The organism is Eudoraea adriatica DSM 19308 (assembly GCF_000382125.1).
Lineage (GTDB): Bacteria > Bacteroidota > Bacteroidia > Flavobacteriales > Flavobacteriaceae > Eudoraea > Eudoraea adriatica.
The window spans coordinates 233446-257447 of record NZ_KB907550.1; the positions used below are offsets into that span (position 1 = coordinate 233446).

The 24002-nt window shown below is 39.4% G+C and carries 23 protein-coding genes and 1 tRNA gene; 13 read left to right on the forward strand and 11 right to left on the reverse strand.

The features are described from left to right. Positions 1-3 precede the first annotated feature (3 nt). From G504_RS0113065 to hutH, 3 genes are read right to left on the reverse strand one after another with little or no spacing between them, the layout of a single operon-like run. Positions 4-2028 carry a urocanate hydratase gene (locus tag G504_RS0113065; protein ID WP_019670638.1) on the reverse strand — a complete coding sequence of 675 codons (2025 nt, stop codon included), beginning with the start codon at positions 2026-2028 and terminating at the stop codon, positions 4-6. Between the two features lie 5 nt (positions 2029-2033). Further along, a complete protein-coding gene (gene hutI, locus G504_RS0113070) occupies positions 2034-3290 on the reverse strand; it encodes an imidazolonepropionase (RefSeq protein WP_019670639.1) in 1257 nt (418 codons plus the stop codon). A gap of 5 nt (positions 3291-3295) precedes the next feature. Beyond that, positions 3296-4873, reverse strand: coding sequence for a histidine ammonia-lyase (gene hutH, locus G504_RS0113075; protein WP_019670640.1), 1578 nt, complete (start codon positions 4871-4873; stop codon positions 3296-3298). A gap of 127 nt (positions 4874-5000) precedes the next feature. Between hutH and G504_RS0113080 the strand changes: the two genes are divergently transcribed. Next, on the forward strand, positions 5001-5555 hold the full coding sequence (locus G504_RS0113080; protein WP_019670641.1) for a nitroreductase family protein: 555 nt from the start codon (positions 5001-5003) through the stop codon (positions 5553-5555). Here the strand turns inward: G504_RS0113080 and G504_RS0113085 are convergent. Continuing rightward, positions 5552-6073, reverse strand: coding sequence for a DUF456 domain-containing protein (locus G504_RS0113085; protein WP_026348574.1), 522 nt, complete (start codon positions 6071-6073; stop codon positions 5552-5554). The genes G504_RS0113080 and G504_RS0113085 overlap by 4 nt on opposite strands. A gap of 130 nt (positions 6074-6203) precedes the next feature. Between G504_RS0113085 and G504_RS0113090 the strand changes: the two genes are divergently transcribed. The 10 genes from G504_RS0113090 to G504_RS0113140 all read left to right on the forward strand — a co-directional run bounded on the left by G504_RS0113090 (position 6204) and on the right by G504_RS0113140 (position 14405). Further along, positions 6204-6689, forward strand: coding sequence for a hypothetical protein (locus G504_RS0113090; RefSeq protein ID WP_026348575.1), 486 nt, complete (start codon positions 6204-6206; stop codon positions 6687-6689). A 1-nt stretch (position 6690) separates the two neighbouring features. Next, positions 6691-7242: a crossover junction endodeoxyribonuclease RuvC gene (gene ruvC, locus G504_RS0113095; RefSeq protein WP_019670644.1), complete on the forward strand. Its 552-nt coding sequence runs from the start codon at positions 6691-6693 to the stop codon at positions 7240-7242. Positions 7243-7248: 6 nt separating this feature from the next. Next, positions 7249-7992, forward strand: a complete 744-nt coding sequence (locus tag G504_RS0113100; protein ID WP_019670645.1) for a DUF3667 domain-containing protein — start codon at positions 7249-7251, stop codon at positions 7990-7992. Further along, positions 7992-9125 carry a radical SAM family heme chaperone HemW gene (hemW, locus tag G504_RS0113105; RefSeq protein ID WP_019670646.1) on the forward strand — a complete coding sequence of 378 codons (1134 nt, stop codon included), beginning with the start codon at positions 7992-7994 and terminating at the stop codon, positions 9123-9125. The genes G504_RS0113100 and hemW overlap by 1 nt, the downstream gene beginning before the upstream one ends. Positions 9126-9144: 19 nt before the next feature. After that, positions 9145-9897: a cyclase family protein gene (locus G504_RS0113110; protein WP_019670647.1), complete on the forward strand. Its 753-nt coding sequence runs from the start codon at positions 9145-9147 to the stop codon at positions 9895-9897. A 188-nt stretch (positions 9898-10085) separates the two neighbouring features. After that, on the forward strand, positions 10086-10709 hold the full coding sequence (locus G504_RS0113120) for a DUF4230 domain-containing protein (RefSeq protein ID WP_019670649.1): 624 nt from the start codon (positions 10086-10088) through the stop codon (positions 10707-10709). 97 nt (positions 10710-10806) lie between these two features. Further along, positions 10807-11136: a Dabb family protein gene (locus G504_RS0113125; RefSeq protein WP_240473047.1), complete on the forward strand. Its 330-nt coding sequence runs from the start codon at positions 10807-10809 to the stop codon at positions 11134-11136. 71 nt (positions 11137-11207) lie between these two features. Beyond that, positions 11208-11567 carry an MmcQ/YjbR family DNA-binding protein gene (locus tag G504_RS0113130; protein WP_019670651.1) on the forward strand — a complete coding sequence of 120 codons (360 nt, stop codon included), beginning with the start codon at positions 11208-11210 and terminating at the stop codon, positions 11565-11567. Between the two features lie 60 nt (positions 11568-11627). Beyond that, complete coding sequence (locus tag G504_RS0113135; RefSeq protein ID WP_019670652.1) at positions 11628-13400, forward strand: MutS-related protein; 1773 nt, start codon at positions 11628-11630, stop codon at positions 13398-13400. A gap of 3 nt (positions 13401-13403) precedes the next feature. Continuing rightward, positions 13404-14405, forward strand: coding sequence for a metal-dependent hydrolase (locus tag G504_RS0113140; RefSeq protein ID WP_019670653.1), 1002 nt, complete (start codon positions 13404-13406; stop codon positions 14403-14405). 35 nt (positions 14406-14440) lie between these two features. Here the strand turns inward: G504_RS0113140 and G504_RS0113145 are convergent, their stop codons facing one another. After that, complete coding sequence (locus G504_RS0113145; protein ID WP_019670654.1) at positions 14441-15541, reverse strand: DUF4407 domain-containing protein; 1101 nt, start codon at positions 15539-15541, stop codon at positions 14441-14443. A 151-nt stretch (positions 15542-15692) separates the two neighbouring features. Further along, positions 15693-17090, reverse strand: a complete 1398-nt coding sequence (locus G504_RS0113150; protein ID WP_019670655.1) for a dipeptidase — start codon at positions 17088-17090, stop codon at positions 15693-15695. A 244-nt stretch (positions 17091-17334) separates the two neighbouring features. Here G504_RS0113150 and G504_RS0113155 point away from each other — a divergent pair. Both G504_RS0113155 and G504_RS0113160 read left to right on the forward strand, forming a co-directional pair. Beyond that, positions 17335-17416: transfer RNA gene (locus tag G504_RS0113155), tRNA-Leu, on the forward strand. Positions 17417-17918: 502 nt separating this feature from the next. Continuing rightward, positions 17919-19217: an MFS transporter gene (locus G504_RS0113160; protein WP_019670656.1), complete on the forward strand. Its 1299-nt coding sequence runs from the start codon at positions 17919-17921 to the stop codon at positions 19215-19217. A 51-nt stretch (positions 19218-19268) separates the two neighbouring features. On the opposite strand, the gene G504_RS0113165 is transcribed toward G504_RS0113160, so the two are convergent. The 5 genes from G504_RS0113165 to G504_RS0113185 all read right to left on the reverse strand — a co-directional run bounded on the left by G504_RS0113165 (position 19269) and on the right by G504_RS0113185 (position 23974). Then, a complete protein-coding gene (locus tag G504_RS0113165; protein WP_019670657.1) occupies positions 19269-20564 on the reverse strand; it encodes a TRAP transporter large permease in 1296 nt (431 codons plus the stop codon). Positions 20565-20569: 5 nt separating this feature from the next. Next, positions 20570-21028: a TRAP transporter small permease gene (locus G504_RS0113170; protein WP_019670658.1), complete on the reverse strand. Its 459-nt coding sequence runs from the start codon at positions 21026-21028 to the stop codon at positions 20570-20572. Next, the gene (locus tag G504_RS0113175) at positions 21029-22042 is read right to left on the reverse strand and encodes a TRAP transporter substrate-binding protein (protein ID WP_019670659.1); all 1014 of its coding nucleotides are present in this window, start codon (positions 22040-22042) and stop codon (positions 21029-21031) included. 311 nt (positions 22043-22353) lie between these two features. Beyond that, positions 22354-22482 (reverse strand): hypothetical protein, encoded by a 129-nt coding sequence (locus G504_RS20075; RefSeq protein WP_262493645.1) that lies wholly within the window; start codon positions 22480-22482, stop codon positions 22354-22356. Positions 22483-22621: 139 nt separating this feature from the next. After that, entirely contained in the window at positions 22622-23974 is a 1353-nt protein-coding gene (locus tag G504_RS0113185; RefSeq protein ID WP_019670661.1) for a sugar porter family MFS transporter, read from the reverse strand. Positions 23975-24002 lie beyond the last annotated feature (28 nt).

The window sequence follows — 24002 nt, forward strand, 5'->3', positions numbered from 1 at the left end:
GGGTTATTCAAATAATTCGTCTAATAATTTATCAGCTACCAGGTTGGGCAATGTAACTTTTAGACCCGGGCTTCGCTTCATTTCCCTTTTAATTGCAAATAGTGCTTCTTTGTTTCTGGCCCAGCTCCTGCGTGATATTCCATTATTTACATCATAAAACAGCATATTTTTCAGGCGTTTAGCAGCCTCTCCTGAGCCATCGAGTACCATCCCGAAACCACCGTTGATAACTTCGCCCCATCCGACCCCGCCACCGTTGTGAATAGAAACCCAGCTTGCACCTCTAAAACTATCTCCTATTACATTGTGGATAGCCATGTCTGCCGTAAACCGGCTTCCGTCATAAATATTGCTGGTTTCCCTGAATGGCGAATCTGTACCGCTTACATCATGGTGATCCCTTCCCAGGACGACTGGGGAAGAAATTTGGCCTGCTTCAATGGCTGCATTAAAAGCCTCGGCAATCTTAATCCTTCCTTCTGCATCTGCATACAATATCCGGGCCTGTGAACCTACTACCAGCTTATTCGATTCTGCTTCACGAATCCATTTTATATTATCCTCCATTTGCTGTTGAATCTCTTCTGGTGCTGTTTGTCTAATTTGCTCCATTACGTTTAAAGCTATCGCGTCTGTCTTCTGCAGGTCTTCAGGATTTCCGGAGGTACAAACCCATCTGAATGGGCCAAAACCATAATCAAAACACATTGGGCCCAAAATATCCTGAACATAAGATGGATATTTAAAATCAATATTGTTTTCGGACATGATATCCGCACCGGCCCTGGAAGCCTCCAGCAAAAAAGCATTGCCATAGTCAAAGAAATAGGTTCCTTTAGCCGCATGTTTATTTATCGCATTTACTTGTCGTCTTAAAGATTCCTGAACCTTTTCCTTAAAGAGTCCTGGATTTTCAGCCATCATGGTGTTTGCTTCCTCAAAGGTTAGTCCAGCCGGGTAATACCCTCCGGCCCATGGATTGTGTAAAGAGGTTTGATCTGATCCGAGATGAATAAAAAGCTCTTCTTCGCAAAACCGTTCCCATACATCCACTACATTACCGACATACGCAAGGGAAACTATTTCATTCTTATTTATGGCTTCTTTGGTTCGGGCAATCAGCGTATCAAAAGTTTTATGGAGCTCATCTACCCAACCCTGTTCAAATCTTTTGGTTGCAGCCGCTTCATTTACCTCTGCACAAACTGTAATGCAGCCAGCAATATTTCCGGCTTTTGGCTGCGCGCCACTCATGCCCCCCAGGCCCGCAGTGAGAAATATTTTCCCTTTTGGGGATTCCGTTTTTGACAATACCTTCCTAAATGCATTCATTACAGTAATCGCGGTTCCATGAACTATACCCTGTGGTCCAATATACATATAAGAGCCGGCAGTCATTTGCCCGTATTGAGTTACGCCCAGGGCATTGTATTTTTCCCAATCTTCCTGAGAGGAATAGTTAGGAATCATCATACCGTTGGTTATTACTACTCTGGGTGCGTCCTTTGAAGAAGGGAACAATCCCATTGGATGCCCCGAATACATATGGAGGGTTTGTTCTGCGGTCATGGTAGCCAGATACTTCATAGTAAGGAGATATTGTGCCCAATTCTGAAAGACCGCACCATTTCCTCCATAGGTTATCAATTCGTCAGGATGTTGTGCTACTTCAGGATCCAGATTATTCTGTATCATAAGCATTATCGCTGCACTTTCAACGGTTGTGGCAGGATATTCAGAAATTGGCCGGGCATGCATTTTATATCCGGGTTTAAAACGATACATATAAATGCGGCCATATTTTTCCAATTCAGCAGCAAATTCTTTAGAAAGTTCACCATGCCAGGTATCGGGAAAATAGCGCAATGCATTTCTTATGGCCAGTTTTTTTTCTTCCCGGCTCAGTATTTGCTTTCTCTTTGGTGCATGATTTAATTCAGCAATACGCGATTTTGGTGCTGGTAATTCCTTCGGAATTCCCATCAGGATCTCATCTCGAAAACGCAATTGTGTCTTGGAATTATCCATCTCTTTTAGGGCTTATGTTTATCGTAGATTAATTTCCCTTTTTTAAATACCATGCACGGTTTGAAAGACCCCTGGTTATAAAGTACTTCATTAAAATCAGAAGTATGAAATAAACTAAAATCCGCAAAATAACCCTGTTGTAATTTCCCGCGGTTAGCAAGCTTGAGAGCAGCAGCGGCTCTGAATGTAATTCCTGCCAGTACTTCGGCATTCGTTAATTTTTCCATGGTCCCTAATATGGCCGCCTGGGTAAGCAGGTCTCCCATGGGAGCTGAACCCGGATTGTGATCGCTGGCAATAACCAGGGAACCACCTGCATCCAGTATTTTCCTTGCCGGGGTAAAATTACAGCCCAGGCCTAATGAGGCCCCCGGCAAGGCTGTGGCAATAACATTGCTTTTGGCCAGTAACTCTATTTCATAAGATGTACTTGCCTCCAAATGATCTGCACTAACGGCATTGAATTTAACCGCAACCGCACTTCCTCCAACTGAAAACTGATCTGCGTGAATGGTAATATCAAAACCCATTTCAACAGCTTTTGTCAGGTATGGGGTGATGTCTGCTTCATTAAATGCCCCTTTCTCAATAAAAGCATCAACCCTGTTTGCCAATTTGTCTTTTTTTAATATCGGGAACAATTGGTCACTTATTTCTGAAAGATACTCTGATGAACTTCCATTAAAATCTCTGGGGAGCATATGTGCAGCTAAACAAGTTGAAATAAAATCCAACGGGTAGTGGTTGTCAGCCTCTTTAATTGCTTTAAGCATTTTCAGTTCTTCTTCTACCGAAAGTCCATAACCACTTTTTACCTCAATGGTGGTAACACCGTTTTTAAGATGCTGTTTGGCCCTTTTAAGGATTCCCCTGACCAATTCTTTTTGGGTAGCTTTCCTTGTTTGTTGCACGGTGTCCCAGATACCGCCCCCTTCTTCTGCTATTTCCAAATAAGTTTTGCCCGCATTCCTCATGGCATAATCCCTGGCGCGCGATCCTCCAAAACAAATATGTGTATGAGAATCCACAAACCCCGGAAGGCAAATATGATTTCCTTCCAGCTGAATTAATTGAACATCCACGTCTTTTAATTCAGATAGCAGCTTTTTATATTTATCTATTGATTTGACCAGGCCATCTTCGCAAAAAATCCCTGCATCTTCAATAAGCTGAAGCTGGTTATCTGAGACAGGTCCTTTTAAGGGTATTCCCGTCATAGTAATTACCTGGCTTAATGGACCAATAAGTATTAGCTCCTTCATAGTCGTTAATAATTTTCAAACTCCTCTGAATAAGTCGTCTTTAAAGAAAGTTGCTCTCTTTTACAAACCTCATGAATACGTTGTATGATGGTTTGTTTCTGTACCAATTCTATCCCTTGCTCTATATCATCGGCAAAAACCCGGTCTTTTTTGGCAAAGGCCACTTTTTTCCGAACTTCTTTATGTACTTCATCAAGCAAAATTCCCGATTTTAAAGGTTTCCTGAATTCAAAAGCCTGAGTGGCAGTCAGCAGTTCTATGGCTAATATTTTTTCAAGATTTCCAAGAACACGCAGCGCTTTTCTGGCTCCAATAGAACCCATGCTTACATGGTCTTCCTGCCCCATGGAAGTAGGGATGCTATCTGCGCTCGAAGGAAAGCAAAGTCCTTTATTTTCGCTGGCCAAAGCCGCAGTCGTATATTGCAGGATCATGTATCCTGAATTAATGCCCGTATCTTCCATTAGCAATTTTGGAACCCCGGGATTACCCTCCAGTGCAAGATATATGCGCCTATCAGAAATATTGCCCAGTTCGGACGCTGCCAGACAGGCATAATCCAATGCCATGGCTAATGGCTGGCCGTGAAAATTACCACCGCTTATTGTCAGTTCTTCATTAATAATAACCGGATTATCTGTTACAGCATTTAATTCTATCTGAACCAATTCCTTGAGATGCAGCCAGGCGTTTCTGGAGGCCCCATGGACCTGGGGAATACAACGCAAAGAATAGGGATCCTGCACACGTTCACAGTCAATATGATCTTCCATTATCTCAGAACCTTTCAGGAGCAGCTTAACCCGCTCTGCCACATGAATATTTCCCTTAAAAGGACGTAGCCCATGCAATTCAGAGTAGAATGGTTTTATGGAGCCTTGTAAACCTTCAACCATCATTGCTCCTATAATATCTGCATGAGTCAGGCAATTGTGAAATTTGTCTAACACTTTTATTGCATGTGCTGTGATGAACTGGGTACCATTTATTAGTGCCAATCCTTCCTTTGGACCAAGTTCCAGTGGCTTAAGTCCGGTTTTTCTGAATAATTCCCCGGTCTCGATGGTGGTATCTTCATAATACACTTTGCCAAAACCTATAAGAGGTAAAAAAAGGTGCGCAAGCGGTGCCAGGTCACCTGAAGCCCCTACGGAACCCTGCGACGGCACTATTGGAATGACATTGTTTTCTATATGCCAGAGAATCCGGTCTAATGTTTCCTCTGCTATTCCTGAATACCCCCGGGCAAGAGCGTGAATCTTTAAAATAAGCATCAGTTTAGCCAATTCAGATTTAATTGGCTTGCCAACACCAACACTATGGCTTTTGAGAATGTTTGTCTGTAAAACTCTGGTTTCTTCTTTGGAAATATTTGTAGTGCACAGGGGTCCGAACCCCGTATTTATCCCATATACGGCTTGTCCTTTTTCAACAATTTTTTCAACCACACGCTTGCTCTTCCGAACCCGATTTCTGGCGGTATCTGATAACAGGCCTTGCACAGATCCAGATTCAATTCCCAGCGCTATGCTGCAACTAAGTTCTTCCTCGCCATAGAGAAAGGTTTGCGTTGATGAAACCATTAAATCATTTTTTTGGTACCATAAATGTATTCAATAAGTTTCAGAAAAATAGGATTGACACCCCACTTTAATTTGAATATTATATCACAATTAGAAGTTCTAACTTTGCAAAACTAAAATGTTTCGAATGGTATTTGAATTGATTAAAAAGAGGCGTTCTGTATTTCCCGCACAATACACAAAACAGCCGATACACAAATCGGAGATTGAAAAAATCCTGGAGTCTGCCAACTGGGCACCTACCCATAAGAAAACGGAACCCTGGCGGTTTAAGGTCTTTTTGCAAAATTCAAAAGAGGAATTGGGTCAGTTCCTTGCAAAAAAGTATAAGGAGACCGAAACGAACCCAAAGGCTTTTAAAGTAAAAAAACTTCTGAGTAACCCAGGCAGATCTGCGGCGGTCATAGCAATATGCATGCAGAGGGATCCGAAAGAAAGCCTTCCCGAATGGGAGGAAATTGCCGCTACTTCAATGGCTGTTCAGAATATGTGGCTATGTTGTACGGAAATGGGAATAGGCTGCTATTGGAGTTCCCCGGGTCTTATTAAATATATGGGGGAGTTTATTGAGCTGGCAGATGGAGAGCAATGCCTCGGATTTTTATATATGGGACGTTATGAAGAGGAAATCTCTGTTGTGGAAAGAAAGCCCATTCAGGATAAGGTAGTATGGTTTAATTAAGAACTAAAAAAAAACGGGAATAGTTCTTTTTTGTATTCCCATGTCTTGGCTATAAAAAGCCCCAGATAAATTATAGTTACTACAAATTTCAGGAAGGTACCGGTAAGAAAGCCAATAAATGAGCCGAAAGCAGCTTTGAGGGCTGTTTTATTATCTGCTTTATTAATGAGTTCCCCTATAAGTGCACCAATAAACGGCCAGATTATTATTCCAAAAACACCAAGAATTGGAAATAAAATGGCAACAAGCAGCCCTATAATGGTTCCTGCCATCCCGGCTTTGCTTCCGCCAAATTTTCTGGTGCCTATTGCCGGAATTAAGTAATCTAATGCAAATACAATTGCCGCAACCAAAAAAGTGATCCCCAAAAACCACCAGTCATTAGGAATTGCCTTTGTAAGGACCAATAGCAATAATCCTATCCAGCTTACCGGAGGGCCGGGCAATACAGGTAAAAAACTCCCCAGAATGCCCACTATCATAAAAATGAACCCCAAAAAGAACAAGGTAATGTCCATGAAAACAATTTGCTATAGGACGAAGATAGGGTCTATTTGTTACATGTCTTTTTGAGGAAGCGGGAAATCCGTAATTTCTGAGACCTATTTGCCCGAAAAAGTCGTAATTTTCCGCAAGAATACCTATTAAATGAGGAAGTTGCTAATTTTGTCTTGTCTATGCCTGCTGTCCTCCTGTGATTTGTTTACTTCTTCAGAAGTGAAAACACAACAATTGGTGGAAAAAGAATTACAGGCAATAAACTGGAATGACGTTGATCAATTCCCCCTTTTTGAAGTTTGTGACGAATCAGTGTCCAAATCTTCACAAAAAGAGTGCTTTGAAAATACATTGCTATTGCATTTTTCAAAGACCTTGGAGGAATTTGAATTTATATTAGACAAAGATGTTAATGAAGCGGTATATGTAGATTTCCTCGTCGATAAAGAAGGAAAAATCAGTGTTTTGAATATTGATAAAAACAGAATTATTCAGGAACAGATTCCTGAATTTGATGGTATTATAAGCAGAAGTCTAAAAAGTCTTCCCCCATTGGGGCCTGCTTTAAAAAGAGGAATGCCCGTAAATGCCAAATTCAGAATCCCGATTGTTTTAAATTCAGAGGAAACCAAGTAAAGTGCAAAACGAAAAAATAATATTGGGTATCGATCCCGGAACTTCTATCATGGGATTCGGGATTATTAAAGTGACCGGTAAGAAGATGACATTTATTCAAATGAATGAATTACTGCTCAAAAAATACAAAGACCCTTTTACCAAGCTCAAACTTATTTTTGAGCGAACCATTGAACTTATTGACACCTACCATCCGGATGAAATTGCCATAGAAGCTCCCTTTTATGGCAAAAATGTTCAGTCGATGCTAAAACTTGGCCGGGCGCAGGGAGTAGCTATGGCGGCCGGGCTTTCCAGACAGATTCCAATAACAGAATATTTTCCCAAAAAAATAAAAATGGCCATTACCGGTAATGGTAATGCCAGTAAGGAACAAGTTGCAAAAATGCTTCAAAGCACACTTGGATTAAAATCACTACCTAAAAACTTGGACAGTACAGATGGTCTGGCGGCAGCAGTTTGTCATTTCTATAATGAAGGAAGGGTAGAGGCAGGTAAAAATTATACCGGATGGTCTGCATATGTAAAACAAAATGAAGATCGATTAAAATAAACAGCATTGACTTCCGAATTAAAATATTGCAGGAATTGCGGAATTACGGTTTCAAATAAATATTGTGAAAACTGTGGACAACGCACCTCTGTATATAAAGTAAGCTTTAAAGAGACTATCCACGATTTTATTGATGCTGCCTTATCATTAAATGCACCGTTTTTTATAACATTAAAACAACTTATCGTAAATCCCGGGATTGTATTAAGAGAGTATCTAGAGGGTAAACGAAAAAAATATTATAAGCCAGTTGCCTTTTTTTTACTTACCACAGTAGCATATCTGGTTATTCGTTCGGCAATTGGTTTTGATCCTTTTAATGATAACGTGGTTGAAGTTGAAAGCACTAAGGATGGGCAGCTTTTAATCAAGGCACGTGATTTTATGTTGTTCAATATCAATAAGCTGCTTTTTATTTTTGTAATCACACTGGCCCTATTTTCGAAATTATTCTTCTACAAGAGATATTCCCTGGCGGAATATTTTGCCATTTCTTTTTATTTAACAGGGATTAATACTCTATTAATTACTCTGAATTTATTTTTAGTGGTAGGAGTGGGTAAGGAAATGAAACTTTTAGAAATACTTCTAATGTTAGTTTATTTTATTTATGCTATGTGTTCTGTTATAAGCACAAATAAATCAGTGATTATCATAAAGTCATTTATAGTATTTATACTTTCCTATATTGCCTATGTAAACCTAAGCTTTGGTTTGTCTTACCTAATTGTTCTATTTCAAAATAGCTAATGGCAGGCATTTATATCCATATCCCTTTTTGCAAACAGGCCTGCTATTACTGTGACTTTCATTTTTCAACCAGCCTGGCCAAAAAAGATGCTATGATAGTGGCTCTGAAGCAGGAACTGTATTTGAGAAAAGAGGAATTCAAAAATGAGGAAATTGAAACTATTTATTTTGGAGGGGGAACACCGTCCTTATTGGAAAAAAATGAAATTGCCCAAATAATTGATGCAATAAGCAAGTATTATCAGGTAATAGAGAACCCGGAAATTACATTGGAGGCCAACCCCGATGATTTATCGGTAAGCAAAATTGATGAACTCAGCGATTCAGCCGTCAACAGACTAAGTATTGGCATACAGTCTTTTTTTGATCAGGACCTAAAATTGATGAATAGGGCACACACTGCCGATGATGCCCATAATTGTCTTATCGAGGCCCGGAAACATTTCGACAATATTTCAATTGATCTGATTTACGGGATACCCGGGCTGACAAACATGCGCTGGGAGGAGAATATTGCCAGGGCACTATCTTATGACCTACCACATATCTCTAGTTATGCATTAACCGTGGAGCCTAAAACGGCCTTGAAGGCATTTATAGAAAAAGGGTTAATTCCGGATGTCGATGATGAAACAGCACAAGAACAGTTCTATTTGTTACTTAACAAATTGGAAACGGAAGGGTTTGTGAATTATGAAATTTCTAATTTTGGGAAAGAGGGTTTTTATTCAAAGAATAACACATCCTACTGGCAGGGGAAAAAGTATTTGGGAATAGGTCCTTCTGCACATTCTTATGACGGTAAGAAAAGGGGATGGAATATTAGAAATAATTCTAAATATATAAAATCCATTAATCAGGATATACTGCCATTGGAAGAAGAAATTTTAACTGTTATGGACAGATATAATGAATATATCATGACCGGGCTTCGGACGATTTGGGGGATATCACTGAAGAAAATTCAAACAGAATTTGGCAAATTTTACTATGACTACGTTTTAAAACAATCAGATAAATATATTAAAGAGGGATTGCTTTTTGCCGATAGGGAAATGCTAGGGGTTACTAAAAAAGGAAAGTTTTTGTGCGATGGGATCGCAAGTGATTTATTTATGATTAAATTGAATTAAGATTCTTACCTTAAGATTTATGCTGGCACATATAAAACACAAGAGCGGGGATTATCAGATAGACCTTTCAAAACCGCTGGATATTTCAATTTCTTTAAAAGGTAATGAATCTAATCTCCGGGCCTGGAACCTGGATGCACCTTTGATAGTGCCGCATGTAGAGGAAGGATTTATTGGCAAAGTTTCAGAAGGCGCTTCAGTCAATTTTAACGACATCAATTTTAATCCTCATGCACATGTAACTCATACAGAATGCCTCGGACATATCGCAAAAGAAAGCTATTCTGTAAATAAACAACTTACCAGCTACTTTTTCCTTGCGGAGGTCGTAACTATTGCCCCGGAAAAGTATCAGGATGATTTTGTGGTCTCTAAAAAGCAAATTCAATATGCAATTGGAAATAAAAATTGCGAAGCAATCGTCATCCGGACCTTGCCTAACCTGACAGAAAAATTATCAAGGAAGTATTCCGGCACCAATCCACCTTATCTATTGGAAGAAGCCGCGCAATATTTAGTGGATAAAGGGATAGATCATTTGCTGATAGACCTCCCATCAGTTGACAAAGAAAAAGACAATGGTGCTCTTCTGGCCCATAATGCTTTCTGGCAATTGGAAGGCCAGAGGCGAACAAAGGCCACTATTACGGAATTTATCTTTGTGGAGAATTTTATTAAAGACGGAACTTATATTTTGAATTTGCAACTGGCGCCCATTGAAAATGACGCCAGCCCCAGCAGGCCGGTTTTGTATAAAGTACTGGAATCATGAAAATCCTTGTAAATTTGGGGAATTGGATATAGTTTTTAATCTTTCTGGGGAAAACATTTCTATTCCTTTAAAAAAAGGAACAATGAATATTTTATTTTGCCATTCCTCCCCGGACGACAATATGGGATTAGTTTTAAAGTATGTGAAGGGATTTAAGTACTCACATTTAAGTAAATTAGGAAAGAACAATGGAAAGTATTTTTGAACTTTTTTTAGGATCGGTATTAGGTGCTATCCTCATGTATTGGATGTATTCATTATTTCGAATAAAGAGGAGGAAAGAACTTACGGAACATCAATCTACTATTATCCTGGAAAAAATTAAAAGTGTTTGTAAATTAATATCAGTGGAAGGGGATTTTGCCGAGATTTACAGGTATGAGAATACGAGGGAACATTTTATGAGCCTGCTTAGCAGTAAAAAGAAGGCTTTGATTGTAATTAATGCAAAAGCTCAAATAGGATACGATCTCAAAAAGGTTCTTATGCATGCCGACACGGATAAAAAAAAGATAATCCTTTCTAACTTTCCCCAACCTGAAGTTCTTTCAATAGAACCGGAACTTGAATTCTACGATATAAAAAACGGACTTTTCAATTCATTTACGCCAAGTGATCTGACGTCATTGAATCAGGAAGCAAAAAAACATGTTATGGAGAAAATCCCTGAAAGCGGCCTGATGGATACAGCAAGGCGGGAAGCTTTGGAAGCAGTTTTATTGATTGAGAAAATCGTTGAAACTATCGGTTGGAAATTGGATTACTCGGCTTTGGAATTAAGTGAACACAATAAACCTTTTATTGAAAAATAATTATTTTAATATAAATCATCATAGAATGAAAAAGACAGTTTGTATTTTAACCCTTTTATTTATTAGCATAACAGCTTATAGTCAACAAGATAAACAAATGAAGAATTTAGATCCACGTTTTGTGCACACCGTATACTTTTGGCTCAATAATCCCGATAGTGAGGAAGACCAGAAGCAATTTGAAAAGGCAATGAAGAAATTCATGAAGAAGTCGAAACATGCAAATACGCACTATGTGGGAAAACCACCTAAGGCCACCCGTGATGTTGTAGACGATTCCTTTACTTATGCTCTGATTGTAAGTTTTAAATCTGCCAAAGAACAGGAGAAGTACCAAAATGAAAAGGCACATCTGGAATTTATTGAAGAGGCACAAAACCTGTGGAATAAAGTAATCGTTTATGATTCGCAGGGGATCAAACTATAACCTTTCGAAGAATAACCTCAGCTTATTTCACAAAATATTTCAGTTAAGGATTGCATTAAGGGCTTTTTAAAATGAATATCGAGGAATTCAGAGAACTTTGTTTGCAAAAAAAAGGAGTTACGGAAGAATTTCCTTTTGATGCCGATACCCTGGTCTTTAAAGTGATGGGTAAAATTTTTACCATTGCCCCCCTGGAACGTATTCCAACACAGGTAAATCTGAAATGTGACCCTGAAAGGGCTATTGAGTTGCGGGAAACCTATGACGGGATTATTATCCCGGGCTATCATATGAGCAAGGTACATTGGAACACCTTGTTTCTGGAACAATTACCTGCAAACCTTATATCAGACCTTGTCCATCATTCCTATGAATTGGTTGTTTCCGGGCTAACAAAAAAACAAAAAGCAGAGCTCGGGGGTATGATTTAATCTTCAAATACCTTTTATAATACTATATCTTTAACACCTGAATTCAAAGAGCAAGATTATATGCTTAATCCCACTAAATTCTACTACGAAAGGCTGGACAGCCTGAACAACTTGCTTTTTAAGGTGAACAGGCAATTAAAGGTTTCCGGCATGCTTAGACTTTCGGTTTTTGTCCTTACAATTCTGGGGATATACTTACTTTACGACAATTCTGATTACATCATTTTGGTTATTCTGTTTTCCGCAATACTCTTCATTTTTTTGGTTTCAAGACATACAGACCTGAACTACCAGAAAAGCAGACTGAAGGCTTTGATCTCCATAAATGAAACGGAGTTACAGGTATTGGGCAGAAAATATTATCATTTACCAGATGGTAATGAATTTATAGATCCCGGCCATTTTTATAGTCAGGATATAGATCTTTTCGGGAAGGGATCTTTTTACCAATATTGCAATCGAACAGCTATAGCGGAAGGCAGTAAATCATTGGCTGCACTGCTTACGGAAAACAATATCGAAAATGTAATTGACAAACAGGAAGCGATAAAAGAACTTCGATCCATAGCGGAATGGAGACAGGAATTTTCTGCGGTTGCCGGATTGATAAAAACGGAGATTTCGTCGGAGAATTTAATTGGCTGGTTAAAAACATATCAGACATTCGTTCCTAAACTGATGAAGATATTCCCCAATATTTTTTCAGTCTTCTCCCTGGCAGCAATTGGCCTTTATTACTTTAACTATTTACCGGGATGGGGATTGCTGTTTTGGTTCTTCATTGGCCTGGGGATTACAGGTAAATATTTGAGGAAGGTTAATATCCTTTCTCAGAACACATCAAATTTACAGAACAGTTTTAGGCAGTATCAAAAATTGATTTTGCTTCTTGAGGATATGAATTTTCAAGCCAGAGTTTTGGAAAAAGAAAAAAATAACATTTTGGAGAATGGGATCAGGGTTTCCAAAGTTCTTAAACAATTTTCAGGAATGCTCAATGGCTTCGAGCAAAGAAATAATATGCTTTTTGGAGTCCTGGCAAATGGATTTCTGTTATGGGACCTGAGATATGCCTGTAACATAGAAAAATGGATTGGTATACACGGTAAGAATGTAGAGCGCTGGCTGAATTCCATTGCTAATTTTGATGCTTACAATAGCCTCGGAAATTTTGCTTTTAATCACCCCGAATATTCCTTTCCTGAAATAATAAAAAATGATCTTGTCCTTGAGGCGGTGAATGTCTCTCATCCTATGCTGGACCCTGCAGAAGGGGTAACAAATAATTTTAAGATTTGCAGGGAAGAATTTTTTGTTATCACCGGCGCCAATATGGCCGGTAAGAGCACATTTCTTCGTACCATCTCACTCCAGATTATTATGGCCAATATAGGTTTGCCGGTATGCGCAAGTTCGGTAAGATACCAGCCAATAAAACTTATAACAAGTATGCGCACTGTAGATTCTTTAACTGCGCATGAATCCTACTTTTTTTCTGAACTCAAACGCCTGAAGTTTATTATTGATAGTATCAGGAATGATGAATATTTTATTGTGCTGGATGAAATCCTGAAAGGGACCAACAGCACGGATAAGGCAATAGGTTCCAGAAAGTTTGTTGAAAAATTAGTTGGTTCTGATTCCACCGGACTTATTGCTACTCATGACTTAAGCCTTTGTGAAGTGGCTAAAAGTCTCAACAAGGTTGAAAACTATTATTTTGATGCGGAAATTATAGAGGATGAACTGCATTTTGATTATAAATTCAAAAAAGGGATTTGTCAGAATATGAATGCCTCATTTTTATTGAAGAAAATGAATATAGTTGAATAGTATATGGATTCATTAACACAAATAGTTTTAGGGGCCTCTGTAGGAGAGGTTGTGCTAGGCAAAAAGGTGGGTAATAAAGCCATGTTTTATGGGGCAATAGCAGGCACTATCCCGGATCTTGATGTCTTGAGTCGCTATTTTGTTGATACCGTTACGGCCACGGAATGGCACAGGGGTTTTAGTCATTCTATTCTGTTTAGCCTTTTGTTTGCACCTGTTTTTGGCTGGATCATTTCAAAAATCGAGATAAAATCTGGTGTTAGCTGGCAGGAATGGTCTAAACTTATGTTCTGGGGATTGTTTACCCATCCTGTTTTGGACTCCTTTACTACCTGGGGCACTCAACTTTTTTGGCCTTTTGATCTTCGTCTGGCCTTTCAGAATATTTTTGTTATAGATCCTTTGTATACTTTTCCTTTTCTGTTTTTTCTGATTTTAAGCATGAGAATGCACAGACTGTCACCCGAGAGGAGAAAGTATAATAGAATAGGACTTATGGTTAGCAGTGGTTATCTGGCAGTAACATTGCTATTGAAAGGAATAACCTATATAAAGTTTACCGATAATTTGAAGGAGCAGCGCATTGCTTTTGAACAGATAGAGACCAGGCCTACACCTTTTAATTCCATACTTTGGACTGCCAATGTAGATGCCGGCAAAGAATATTTAATAGGTGAATATTCACTGTTCGACACTAAGCCAATTATATTCAGGGCATATCCTAAAAACCATCGCTTATTGGGAGACCTGGCCGGTGAGGATAAAATTCATCGCCTTATAAAAATAGCAGAAGGCTGGTATACGATATCACGCAAGGAGCAATCCCTGCTCTTCAATGACCTTCGTTTTGGCTTGATTAGCCTTAATCCTATTAATCCCAAATTTGCTTTTAGCTACAAGCTCCTTAAAATAAACAATGAGGTCATCGTGGAAGAAACTCCAAAATTCAAAGAAGATGCACAAAACGTTTTAATAGAATTGTGGGCAAGGATCTGGGGTAATTAATCTCAGATACCTGATTTTTTTAAGGTTTAGAAAACTTACAAACTTTTAATCTGCAAATCATGAAAAGTATCTGCCTGTAGTCGAAGCAATTCTTCTGCTTTCTGTTTTTTATAGGTATAAACGGCTTCTTCCTCTGCTATTTCACCATATATTTTCTCATTCAGTAAAGTGTCTGTAGCCAGGATTTTTTGACGTTGTTGTACTTTTTGCATCACCCAGGTTTCCACGGCACTTTCCTCATCTTCCAGTTTAAGGTCGTAGGGCCCTTTTGGAGCGAGAAGTTTTACAATTATTGGTGAGGTTTCAATGGCAAGAAAAAGCAGGAAAATAAAAAAGGATGGAAACCATGACAATTCTCCCAACGCATTTATGCGGGCCATAAGGCCATCAAATCCGTCAATGACTGGTTGAGAATCTTCAACCGCCAGCGAATATTCTTTGTTTAAAGCAGCAATTTGAGATTCTTTATCCGCAATCTTCAGTGCATTGGCCTCTTTTAATTGTCTTAATTCCAACAGGGCAGCATCGTGCTTTTCCCTTTTCTCCTTGTACACCGGTCCTTTGCCCAAAAGCATTGTTCCTGCTCTTCCCTCTGCCTCGGAAATATAGGTATCGTAAAGGGCATTGGTCTCTGCTTCCTTTATATTTATTTCATTCTTAAGCGAAGTAATATCTTCATTCAGATTCGCTACCACAGGGGTATATTGCCGGGCAATTTGCGCTTTGTTTGCAAGGGTGAGTTCATTTTTTTGTTCCAATAAAACCTGGTTGATTTCCTTTTCGAAAATTTTCATTTCCAACGGCTTGGATATCACAACGGCAATAATGACTGCCAAAATTATCCTGGGAGTTGCCTGTAAAAACTCACTTTTAAAGCTGTCTCTTTTTTTAATGGTCGAGACTATGAACCGGTCCAGGTTAAAAATCAACAGGCCCCAAATAAGGCCAAAGAAGATAGCAGTATAAAGGTTGTCAAATACCGTATAGAGTGCATAAGAAGCGGCGATAAAGGCCATTACAGCCGTAAAAAAAACAGTTGCTCCAATGCCCGCGTATTTGTTTTGCTCTCCTGAAGAACAGGATTCCAGAATGCCCGTGTCCGCTCCGGAACAGAGGATAAAAAAGCGTCGTATCATAATAGTGTTCGTTTTTGATTCTACTGGTTAGAACGCAATTTGTTCTGATTTGTTACACTAAAATGAAATAAAAACAGCTTATTAAGTCGGTATTATGCTATCTGAAAGCATTCCCTAAATATTTCTGGGAAAGCAAAGCCTTTTGAGAAATTTAAGTTCTTTGGGAAAAGAGTTCGGTATAGTATTTATAAAAATAGGGAATTGTCTCAATTCCTTTTAAATAGTTCCAGACCCCGAAATGTTCGTTGGGGGAATGGATGGCATTACTGTCAAGGCCGAAACCCATAAGGATTGATTTGCTGCCCAATTCTTCCTCGAATAGAGGTACAATAGGGATACTTCCTCCATTCCTTTTGGGTACCGGAACTTTTCCAAAAGTAGTTTCAAAAGCTTTACTCGCGGCCTTATAGCCAATGCTGTCTATAGGTGTTACATAGCTCTCCCCGCCATGATGCGGGTTAACCTTTATCCTTACGCCGGGAGGGGCTATATTTTCAAAATGCTGTGTAAACAACCGGGTGATTTCCTGCCAGTCCTGATGAGGTACCAGTCTCATGGATATTTTGGCGTATGCCTTGCTTGGGATTACTGTTTTAGCTCCTTCGCCTGTATATCCTCCCCATATTCCGTTTACATCAAGGGTGGGGCGAATGGAGTTCCTTTCATTGGTGGAATAGGATTTTTCTCCATAGATATCCTGGATATCAAGTGCTTTTTTATAGGCATCAAGATCAAAAGGTGCTTTGGCCATTGCGGCCCTTTCTTCCTTGGTGAGTTCATCTACCTTATCATAAAATCCCGGTATGGTTATATGGTTATTTTCATCATGTAAAGTGGCAATCATTTTTGCCAGAATGTTGATTGGATTGGCCACAGCTCCGCCGTAAAGCCCGGAATGGAGGTCCCGGTTTGCACCAGTAACTTCTACTTCTACATAACTTAACCCTCTTAACCCGGTGGTAATTGAGGGGATGTCATTTGCAATAAGTCCGGTATCTGAAATGAGAATAATATCATTTGAAAGTTTTTCATGATGTTCTTTCACAAATGCCGACAAGCTTACGCTTCCAACTTCTTCTTCACCTTCAATCATAAATTTGATATTGCAGGGAAGGGTATTGTTAGTAACCATAAACTCCAGGGCTTTAACATGCATATATACCTGGCCTTTATCATCTGAAGCTCCCCTGGCATATATTGCTCCATCGGGGTGGAGATCCGTTTTTTTAATAACTGGCTCAAAGGGAGGAGAATCCCATAAGTTTAATGGATCCGGGGGTTGAACATCGTAATGGCCATAAACTAAAACTGTTGGCAATTTCTCATCAATAATTTTTTCGCCGTATACGATAGGATATCCATCAGTTTCACAAATTTCCACAACATCGCAACCCGCATTCTTCAGAGAAGTTGCAAAAGCTTCAGCCGTGGCAAGCACATCATGGGAATAGGCTGAATCTGCGCTAACAGAGGGCATTTTCAGGAGCTCTATAAGTTCATTGATAAAACGTTCTTTGTGTTGATCCAGGTAAGCCTTTATGTTTTGCATTATCAAAAGTTTGAAGAATGGCTAAATTTACGAAAAGAAGGCAGATAAATTTGAAGTTCAATTATTTTTAAATTGAAATTTTGCTTTATATTTGCATCCCCGTTTAACCGGTAGTTCCTTCTCCATAGTATTACGAAGGAGAAGCAATCGGTACGGAAAATGCAGGCGTGGTGGTCCCGATAGCTATCGGGAGGCAGACACGATAGACTTAGGGTCTAATTCTGTATTTTGAAAAATAGTTTTTGCAGGCGTGGTGGAATTGGTAGACACGCTAGACTTAGGATCTAGTGCCGAAAGGTGTGAGAGTTCGAGTCTCTCCGCCTGTACGATTACAAAAACCTCCGAAGATCGGAGGTTTTTTCTTTTCAGGAAAGTTGATATTGCGGAGAGACGAGAAGTCTATCCCGCCTATGGCGGGAAGTCTCTCCGCCTGTACGATTACAAAAACCTCCGAAGATCGGAGGTTTTTTCTTTTCAGGAAAGTTGATATTTCGGAGAGACGAGAAGTCTATCCCTCCATAGGCGGGAAGTCTCTCCGCCTGCACAAAGGTAAAAGCCAACTTCTAAAAGTCGGCTTTTTAAATAGGCAACCTTATTACGAAAACAATTTTTTTTTGATGCTCCTTAAAATGTCTTAGAAATTAAACTTACAGTGTGTTCAATACTATCCAATGTATCTAAATCCATAACTTTACCTAATCAATCCAAAATAGGAGGAACTTAAAAATCAGTTTCAATAATCTATAGGATTTTTTGAAAATTTAAGCCAATTAACAGAAGACTAATAGAAGTGTTTTAGCCCGATCTATTGAATCTAAAAACCAGGGAATGCAAAAAACAACAAAGGAGCTAATAGACGGACAGGCTCTGTCAAAATTACAATATACCACCTTCTTTGTATGCTTTGTCATGAATATACTCGATGGGATGGACGTCATGGTTATTTCCTATTGCGCGTCTGCTATAGCATCATCCTGGCAGGTTGGGCCGGAGGAGCTGGGCATGGTTTTTAGTTCCGGACTTGCGGGGATGATGATTGGGGCTATGTTTTTAGCACCTTTTGCCGATCATATAGGAAGAAAGAGAATGATACTGATTAGTGCTTTTTTAATGGGTGCCAGCGTACTAATGACGGCCTGGTCGCAAACCATTACCCAGTTGATATTTTTACGGTTTTTAAGTGGCATAGGCATAGGAAGCATGCTTGCAAGTACAGCTACACTGACTGCGGAATATGCTCCGGATCGTAAAAAGGATTTTTGGGTCAGTTTTGTTTTGTCGGGTTATCCGGTTGGAGCTGTTATAACCGGTATGGTATCAGCAAATGTAGTGCCTGAGTATGGCTGGGCCGTTATGTTTATACTGGCCGGTCTGGCTTCCTTTATCTGCTTGCCACTTATCTATTTTTTATTGGCAGAGTCTATTTATTATTATCTGAAAAAGCAGCCCAAAGGTGCATTACATCTTGTGAATAAGATATTGGGGAGAATGGAGCACGTTGCATTGGATAGTCTACCGGAAATAGAGTTGAAATCTTCGGGTATTCCTGTAAACAAGCTACTCAACAAAGAATATAGTATGCCTACACTCCAGTTATGGACGGCCTTATTTATGGCATTCGGGTGTTTGTACTTTCTGCTAAGCTGGATACCAAAACTTACAGAGGCTACTGGTCTTTCAATGTCATTGGCAATCTATGCCGGCACGGTTTTTAATATGGGGGCCTTTTTCGGGATCATTAGCCAGGGCTATATTTCTTCCAGAATGGGAATAAAGAGGACAGTGGCATTATTTTTAGGCATAACAGGGATTTTGATGGCTACTTTTAAAATGTTTATCGGGTCTAATACCTTGCTCTTTGTAATTGGTTTGCTCGGGTTTACCCTACAGGGTGGATTTGTTGGCTTATATGTTGTGGCCGCAAGGATATATCCGACAGAATTCAGAACAACGGGGCTGGGCTGGGCGATTGGAGTTGGAAGGCTAGGGGGTGTTATTGGCCCGGCTCTGGGCGGTGTCCTTATAGGGATCGGGCTTTCAATGGCAGAGAATTTTATGATTTTTTCCATACCTGTAATACTAGCCGGTTTAATAACTTTTTACCTGGCTTCAACCAAGCTATCCTAATTCAAAATTCAAAAGGCCTTAGCTATTACTTCATAAATAATATGGCTCGTATTACAAATCAAACAAGCCTGGCAGCCAAAGGCTTAATTGTGGGAAATAGGTAATCAGAAACAAGGCAATAATCATTACCACAAAAAGGGGAAGGAGTGGTTTAATTACTTTTTCGATGGTGGTATTGGCGATGCCAACACCTACAAATAACACTGAGCCTACCGGTGGAGTGCACAAACCTATACATAGGTTCAAAATCATAATAATTCCAAAATGCACAGGATCCAGGCCAAGTTTCATCACTACAGGTAAAAATATGGGTGTGAATATAAGTACCGCCGGAGTCATATCCATAAATATGCCAACAAACAGCAGCAGTAGATTTATGATAAGTAATATCATAATTTTATTATCACTAATACTCAGCAAACCGGTACTTATATCCTGGGGAATATTTTCGAAAGACAGTGCCCATGACATGCTCATGGATGCCCCTATCAATAACATTACGATCGCTGTTGTAGCAGATGAGTCCAATAAAATTTGGGGTAGTTTATCAAAGGTGATTTCTTTATAAATAAAGCCAAGTATAACGCTGTAAAGCACAGCAATAGCGGATGCTTCGGTAGCTGTAAATATGCCTGTTACTATGCCTCCTATTACAACCACCAACATAAATAAGCTGGGAACCGCATCAATAAATGTTTTAAATATATTCTTGAATGTACTTGGTTTTCCAAGCTTATACCCTTTTTTTCTGGCCCAGAAAGAAGCTACGAGCATTAATAATAAACCAGTGAGGATACCGGGAATATATCCTGCTAAAAATAAGGCTGCTATAGATGCCCCGCCACTTGCCAGGGAATATACTATCAGAACGTTACTGGGAGGAATAAGGAGTCCGGTGGTAGCGGAAGTTATGTTCACAGCAGCACCAAACTCTTTGGAGTATCCGTCTTTTTCCATTTCAGGGCCCAAAATACTTCCCATAGCAGATGCCGATGCCATAGCCGATCCCGCAATAGCACCCATTAACATAGCTGAAATTATATTTATTAGTGCCAGTCCACCGGGTAGCGCACCAACCAATGTTTTTGCAAAGGCTATCAACCGGTGTGCTATACCTCCTTTGTTCATTAATTCACCGGAGAGAATAAAAAATGGAATGGCGAGGAGTGCAAAACTGTCCAGTCCTGTCCCAATACGTTGAGCGACCGTTGTAAGTGCAGGTAATGCCGGTATGCTCACCAACATGGTGAGCAATGCAGATATAGTAATACTCCAGGCCACAGGGGTGCCAATAGCCAGCAAGCAAATAAAGCTTATCACCAAAACAAGAATAGGAATATAATCCATAGCTTTTATTGATTTAAAATATCTGACATTTTATAATATATGATTAGCAAACCACTAACAGGTATAATTATGTATACTGCAGCTAATGGCATTTGCAATGCAGGGGAGTATTGGTCTAAGACATAAGTAACATAGACTAATCTGGAACCGCCAATGACCAAAGCAAACAAGCAGAAAAGGATAATTAAAACCCGGACTATTAGTTTTAATTTTTTTTGAGTTTTTGTGCTTAATCGAGAGGGAAGGACATCTATGGCAACATGCTTATTTCTGCCTGAAACATAGGCTGCTCCCAGTATACCTACCCATATCATCAGGTATCTCGCCAGTTCATCGGTAAAGGAGCTGGGGGCTCCCAAAAAATACCTGCTAAACACCTGCCAGAGAACATTAATTACCATAATGCTCATAATGAGTATCAAAAGCCTGGCCAGAATCTTATCTATCTTTTTTCTTAGTTCCATTTATTGTGTTTCCTGAATCTTTCGTATTAGTGTGTATAGTTCTTCATTCGTTTCGTACTGTTGGTAAATGCCCTTAACCTTTTCAGAAAACAGGCTTTTATCTGGTCTGATAATCTCAACACCAGCCTGTTGCACTGCATTCAATGCTTCTTCTTCGGACTGTAGCCATAATTTCCTCTGATAAATAATAGATTTTTCAACAGCCTGTGTAAGCCATTCTTTTTCTTCTGTAGAAAGTCTTTTCCATAAATGTGTTCCGGCCAGAAGTACATCGGGTAAAACTGTATGCTCATCCAGCGTATAGTATTTACAAACTTCATAATGACGTGATAAGTAGAAACTTGGTGGATTGTTTTCTGCACCATCTACCACCCCTTGTTGCAGAGACGTATACAATTCACCCCAGGAAATAGGCGTTGGGGAACCTCCCAGACCAGATACCATATCTATGGCAGTAACACTTTCCATCACTCTTATTTTTAGCCCGTCAAGGTCTTCGGGAGAATTTATTGGCCTGTCTTTTGTATAAAAACTTCTGCTGCCGGCATCATAATAGCCCAAACCTTTAAGCCAGTATTTTTCTCCATCCTCCAATAATTGTTGCCCCACAGGTCCGTCTAATACTTTAAAAGCATGTGCCCTGTCCCTGAAAAGAAAAGGTAGTCCCAGGACTTTCATTTTGGGAGCAAAATTTTCAAGTACACCGACAGAAACTTTGGTCATATCCAGGCTTCCAATTTGTAAAAGCTCCAGACATTGTCGCTCGGTTCCTAATTGCTGACTGGGATATATTTCCAGGCCGAGTTTGCCGCCTGAAAGTTCTTTTAAATCCTCTCCCATTTTAACCATAGCTTTGTGAACGGAGTGATTTACATCCAGCCCATGAGCCAATTTAATGGTCTTTGTTTTCTCTAATTGATTGCAGCTAAATAATCCTGTAATTAGTAAAAGAAAATACGGAAGAGTCCTGAAGCGCATTAAATCTTCTTTAAAGTTTCTATTTGCAATATACATAAGTAGATGGTTATTAACAGGAATAATTTGCTCTGAAAAAATAATGAGATGAGTGTTTGTTGAATCGGAGTTCCAACTACCTGTTGGGAACTAAGACCGAACTAACCGGAATTTGGAGATATTAGTTCAGCAACAAAACTGTTTGGAAAGTCAATGGCAATAACTTTTTTTGGCAATTCCTTTGTTGAATATCACTTTTATCCTAAGCTGATAAAAGGATATCCGGCTAATAAATTCCAAACGGTCAAAAAAAAGAGTAAATAGGAAAAGTTAAGGGGGCAAGATTGGGGAAAACCGGATTTGTGTCTTTTCTAAAAGAAGCCAAGACCTGCCAAAATAAGACAAATCACTACGGCGGCTAAAATTAAGACCAAAACCACTACCATTATGCTCAGGAACCCATTAAGGAGCTTTGTGCCAAATGTTAATTGATCTTCCATAATTCATATAATTTCCTACAATGTACATATTTATGACAATAAAATTACATTTGGAATACCATAATTCGACTAAAAGTCCATCACAACAGGCCTTTTTGAGATGTAATACCTGAATTTTCGGTAAAAGGGAGTTTCCTTTTTAAGAACTTTTATCCGGGCTTAGCATCTTTTCTAAGTCCTCGAGTGAAATTCCTTTGGTTTCAGGCATCATAAATATTACAAATAACAATTGTAATACCATCATAAAGGAAAAGAATATAAAGATTGGCCAGGGGTTGTCCTTAAAAATCCCATCATTGGCATCCAGGAATATTGGAGTAACGAGTGTGATTAAAGCGGCAAAAACCCAATGCGTGCCTGTGCCCCATGACTGGCCAAATGCTCTTACCTTGTTTGGAAAAATCTCTGAGATAAAAACCCATATAACAGCACCTTGCCCGATAGCGTGTGAAGCTATAAAAATCAGAATAAAAATAAGAAGTACAGTAGAATCGGCTCCGCTGTAAAAACACCAACCCACCATCGCCAGACTAATGATATAGCCTATAGAGCCTATATACATTAATTTGCGTCTGCCCATCTTATCAATTAATCGTATCCCCACAAGGGTAAAAATTAAATTGACGATACCTATGGAAATAGAACTGAACAAGGATTCCCTGGCAGCCAGGCCTGCCCTTTCCAAAATCTCGGGTGCGTAATAAAGCACAAAATTTATGCCGGACAACTGGTTGAAGAAAGCAAGTAAAAAAGCGAGTATAAGTGGTTTTTTGTATTTGCTTGTAAAGAGCTTTTCTTTTACATCCGTAGTCTTAAAGGAATTCTTTATTTCTTCGAGCTTTTGCTTTGCATGTTCTTTATTTGAAAGAAATTCCAACACTTTTAACGCCCTTGTATTGTCTTGTTTTTTTATAACCAGCCATCGAGGGCTGTTGGGAATTTTGAGAACCATTATACTGTATATTAAGGCAGGAATAGCCTCTACCCCAAGCATCCAGCGCCAGTCATTGGCACCGTCGAAACCTTTGAGCAAATAATTGGAAATAAAGGCCACAAAAATCCCGAAAACAATATTGAATTGATACAGAGCTACTAATTGTCCCCGGTTCTTAGATGATGATATCTCCGAAACATAAATTGGAGCAGCAACAGAGGAAGCACCCACTCCCAGGCCTCCAATGAACCGGAAGAAAGAAAACATATAGGGGTCAACGGCCAAAGCAGACCCCATAGCGGATACAAAATATAAAACACCAATCCAGAATAAGGTCTTTTTCCGACCAAAAAGATCACATGGTATACCTCCAAAAAGTGACCCTAATACCGTACCCCACAAAGCCATGGACATTATAAAAGTTCCATGGAACCATGGTGAAGTGTTCCACAATTCTTTAATAGGCAAATTGGCCCCGCTAATTACAACGGTATCAAAGCCAAATAAAAAACCTGCCAATGCGGCGGTTAGTGATATTCTGAAAATCCTTTTGTCCATGGTTTGCTGGTTTTGGTAAATCTAGCAA

Bases quoted from the DNA above. Each gene is read 5' to 3' on its own strand.
- G504_RS20075 (WP_262493645.1), bottom strand. From the start codon at position 22,482: ATGGAAGATCAATTAACATTTGGCACAAAGCTCCTTAATGGGTTCCTG.
- G504_RS0113175 (WP_019670659.1), bottom strand. From the start codon at position 22,042: ATGTATATTGCAAATAGAAACTTTAAAGAAGATTTAATGCGCTTCAGG.
- G504_RS0113135 (WP_019670652.1), top strand. From the start codon at position 11,628: ATGCTTAATCCCACTAAATTCTACTACGAAAGGCTGGACAGCCTGAAC.
- G504_RS0113165 (WP_019670657.1), bottom strand. From the start codon at position 20,564: ATGGATTATATTCCTATTCTTGTTTTGGTGATAAGCTTTATTTGCTTG.
- G504_RS0113140 (WP_019670653.1), top strand. From the start codon at position 13,404: ATGGATTCATTAACACAAATAGTTTTAGGGGCCTCTGTAGGAGAGGTT.
- G504_RS0113130 (WP_019670651.1), top strand. From the start codon at position 11,208: ATGAATATCGAGGAATTCAGAGAACTTTGTTTGCAAAAAAAAGGAGTT.
- G504_RS0113090 (WP_026348575.1), top strand. From the start codon at position 6,204: ATGAGGAAGTTGCTAATTTTGTCTTGTCTATGCCTGCTGTCCTCCTGT.
- G504_RS0113080 (WP_019670641.1), top strand. From the start codon at position 5,001: ATGGTATTTGAATTGATTAAAAAGAGGCGTTCTGTATTTCCCGCACAA.
- G504_RS0113185 (WP_019670661.1), bottom strand. From the start codon at position 23,974: ATGGACAAAAGGATTTTCAGAATATCACTAACCGCCGCATTGGCAGGT.
- G504_RS0113120 (WP_019670649.1), top strand. From the start codon at position 10,086: ATGGAAAGTATTTTTGAACTTTTTTTAGGATCGGTATTAGGTGCTATC.
- G504_RS0113085 (WP_026348574.1), bottom strand. From the start codon at position 6,073: ATGGACATTACCTTGTTCTTTTTGGGGTTCATTTTTATGATAGTGGGC.
- G504_RS0113160 (WP_019670656.1), top strand. From the start codon at position 17,919: ATGCAAAAAACAACAAAGGAGCTAATAGACGGACAGGCTCTGTCAAAA.
- G504_RS0113150 (WP_019670655.1), bottom strand. From the start codon at position 17,090: ATGCAAAACATAAAGGCTTACCTGGATCAACACAAAGAACGTTTTATC.
- G504_RS0113125 (WP_240473047.1), top strand. From the start codon at position 10,807: ATGAAGAATTTAGATCCACGTTTTGTGCACACCGTATACTTTTGGCTC.
- G504_RS0113170 (WP_019670658.1), bottom strand. From the start codon at position 21,028: ATGGAACTAAGAAAAAAGATAGATAAGATTCTGGCCAGGCTTTTGATA.
- G504_RS0113145 (WP_019670654.1), bottom strand. From the start codon at position 15,541: ATGATACGACGCTTTTTTATCCTCTGTTCCGGAGCGGACACGGGCATT.
- hutH (WP_019670640.1), bottom strand. From the start codon at position 4,873: ATGGTTTCATCAACGCAAACCTTTCTCTATGGCGAGGAAGAACTTAGT.
- G504_RS0113110 (WP_019670647.1), top strand. From the start codon at position 9,145: ATGCTGGCACATATAAAACACAAGAGCGGGGATTATCAGATAGACCTT.
- hemW (WP_019670646.1), top strand. From the start codon at position 7,992: ATGGCAGGCATTTATATCCATATCCCTTTTTGCAAACAGGCCTGCTAT.
- hutI (WP_019670639.1), bottom strand. From the start codon at position 3,290: ATGAAGGAGCTAATACTTATTGGTCCATTAAGCCAGGTAATTACTATG.
- G504_RS0113065 (WP_019670638.1), bottom strand. From the start codon at position 2,028: ATGGATAATTCCAAGACACAATTGCGTTTTCGAGATGAGATCCTGATG.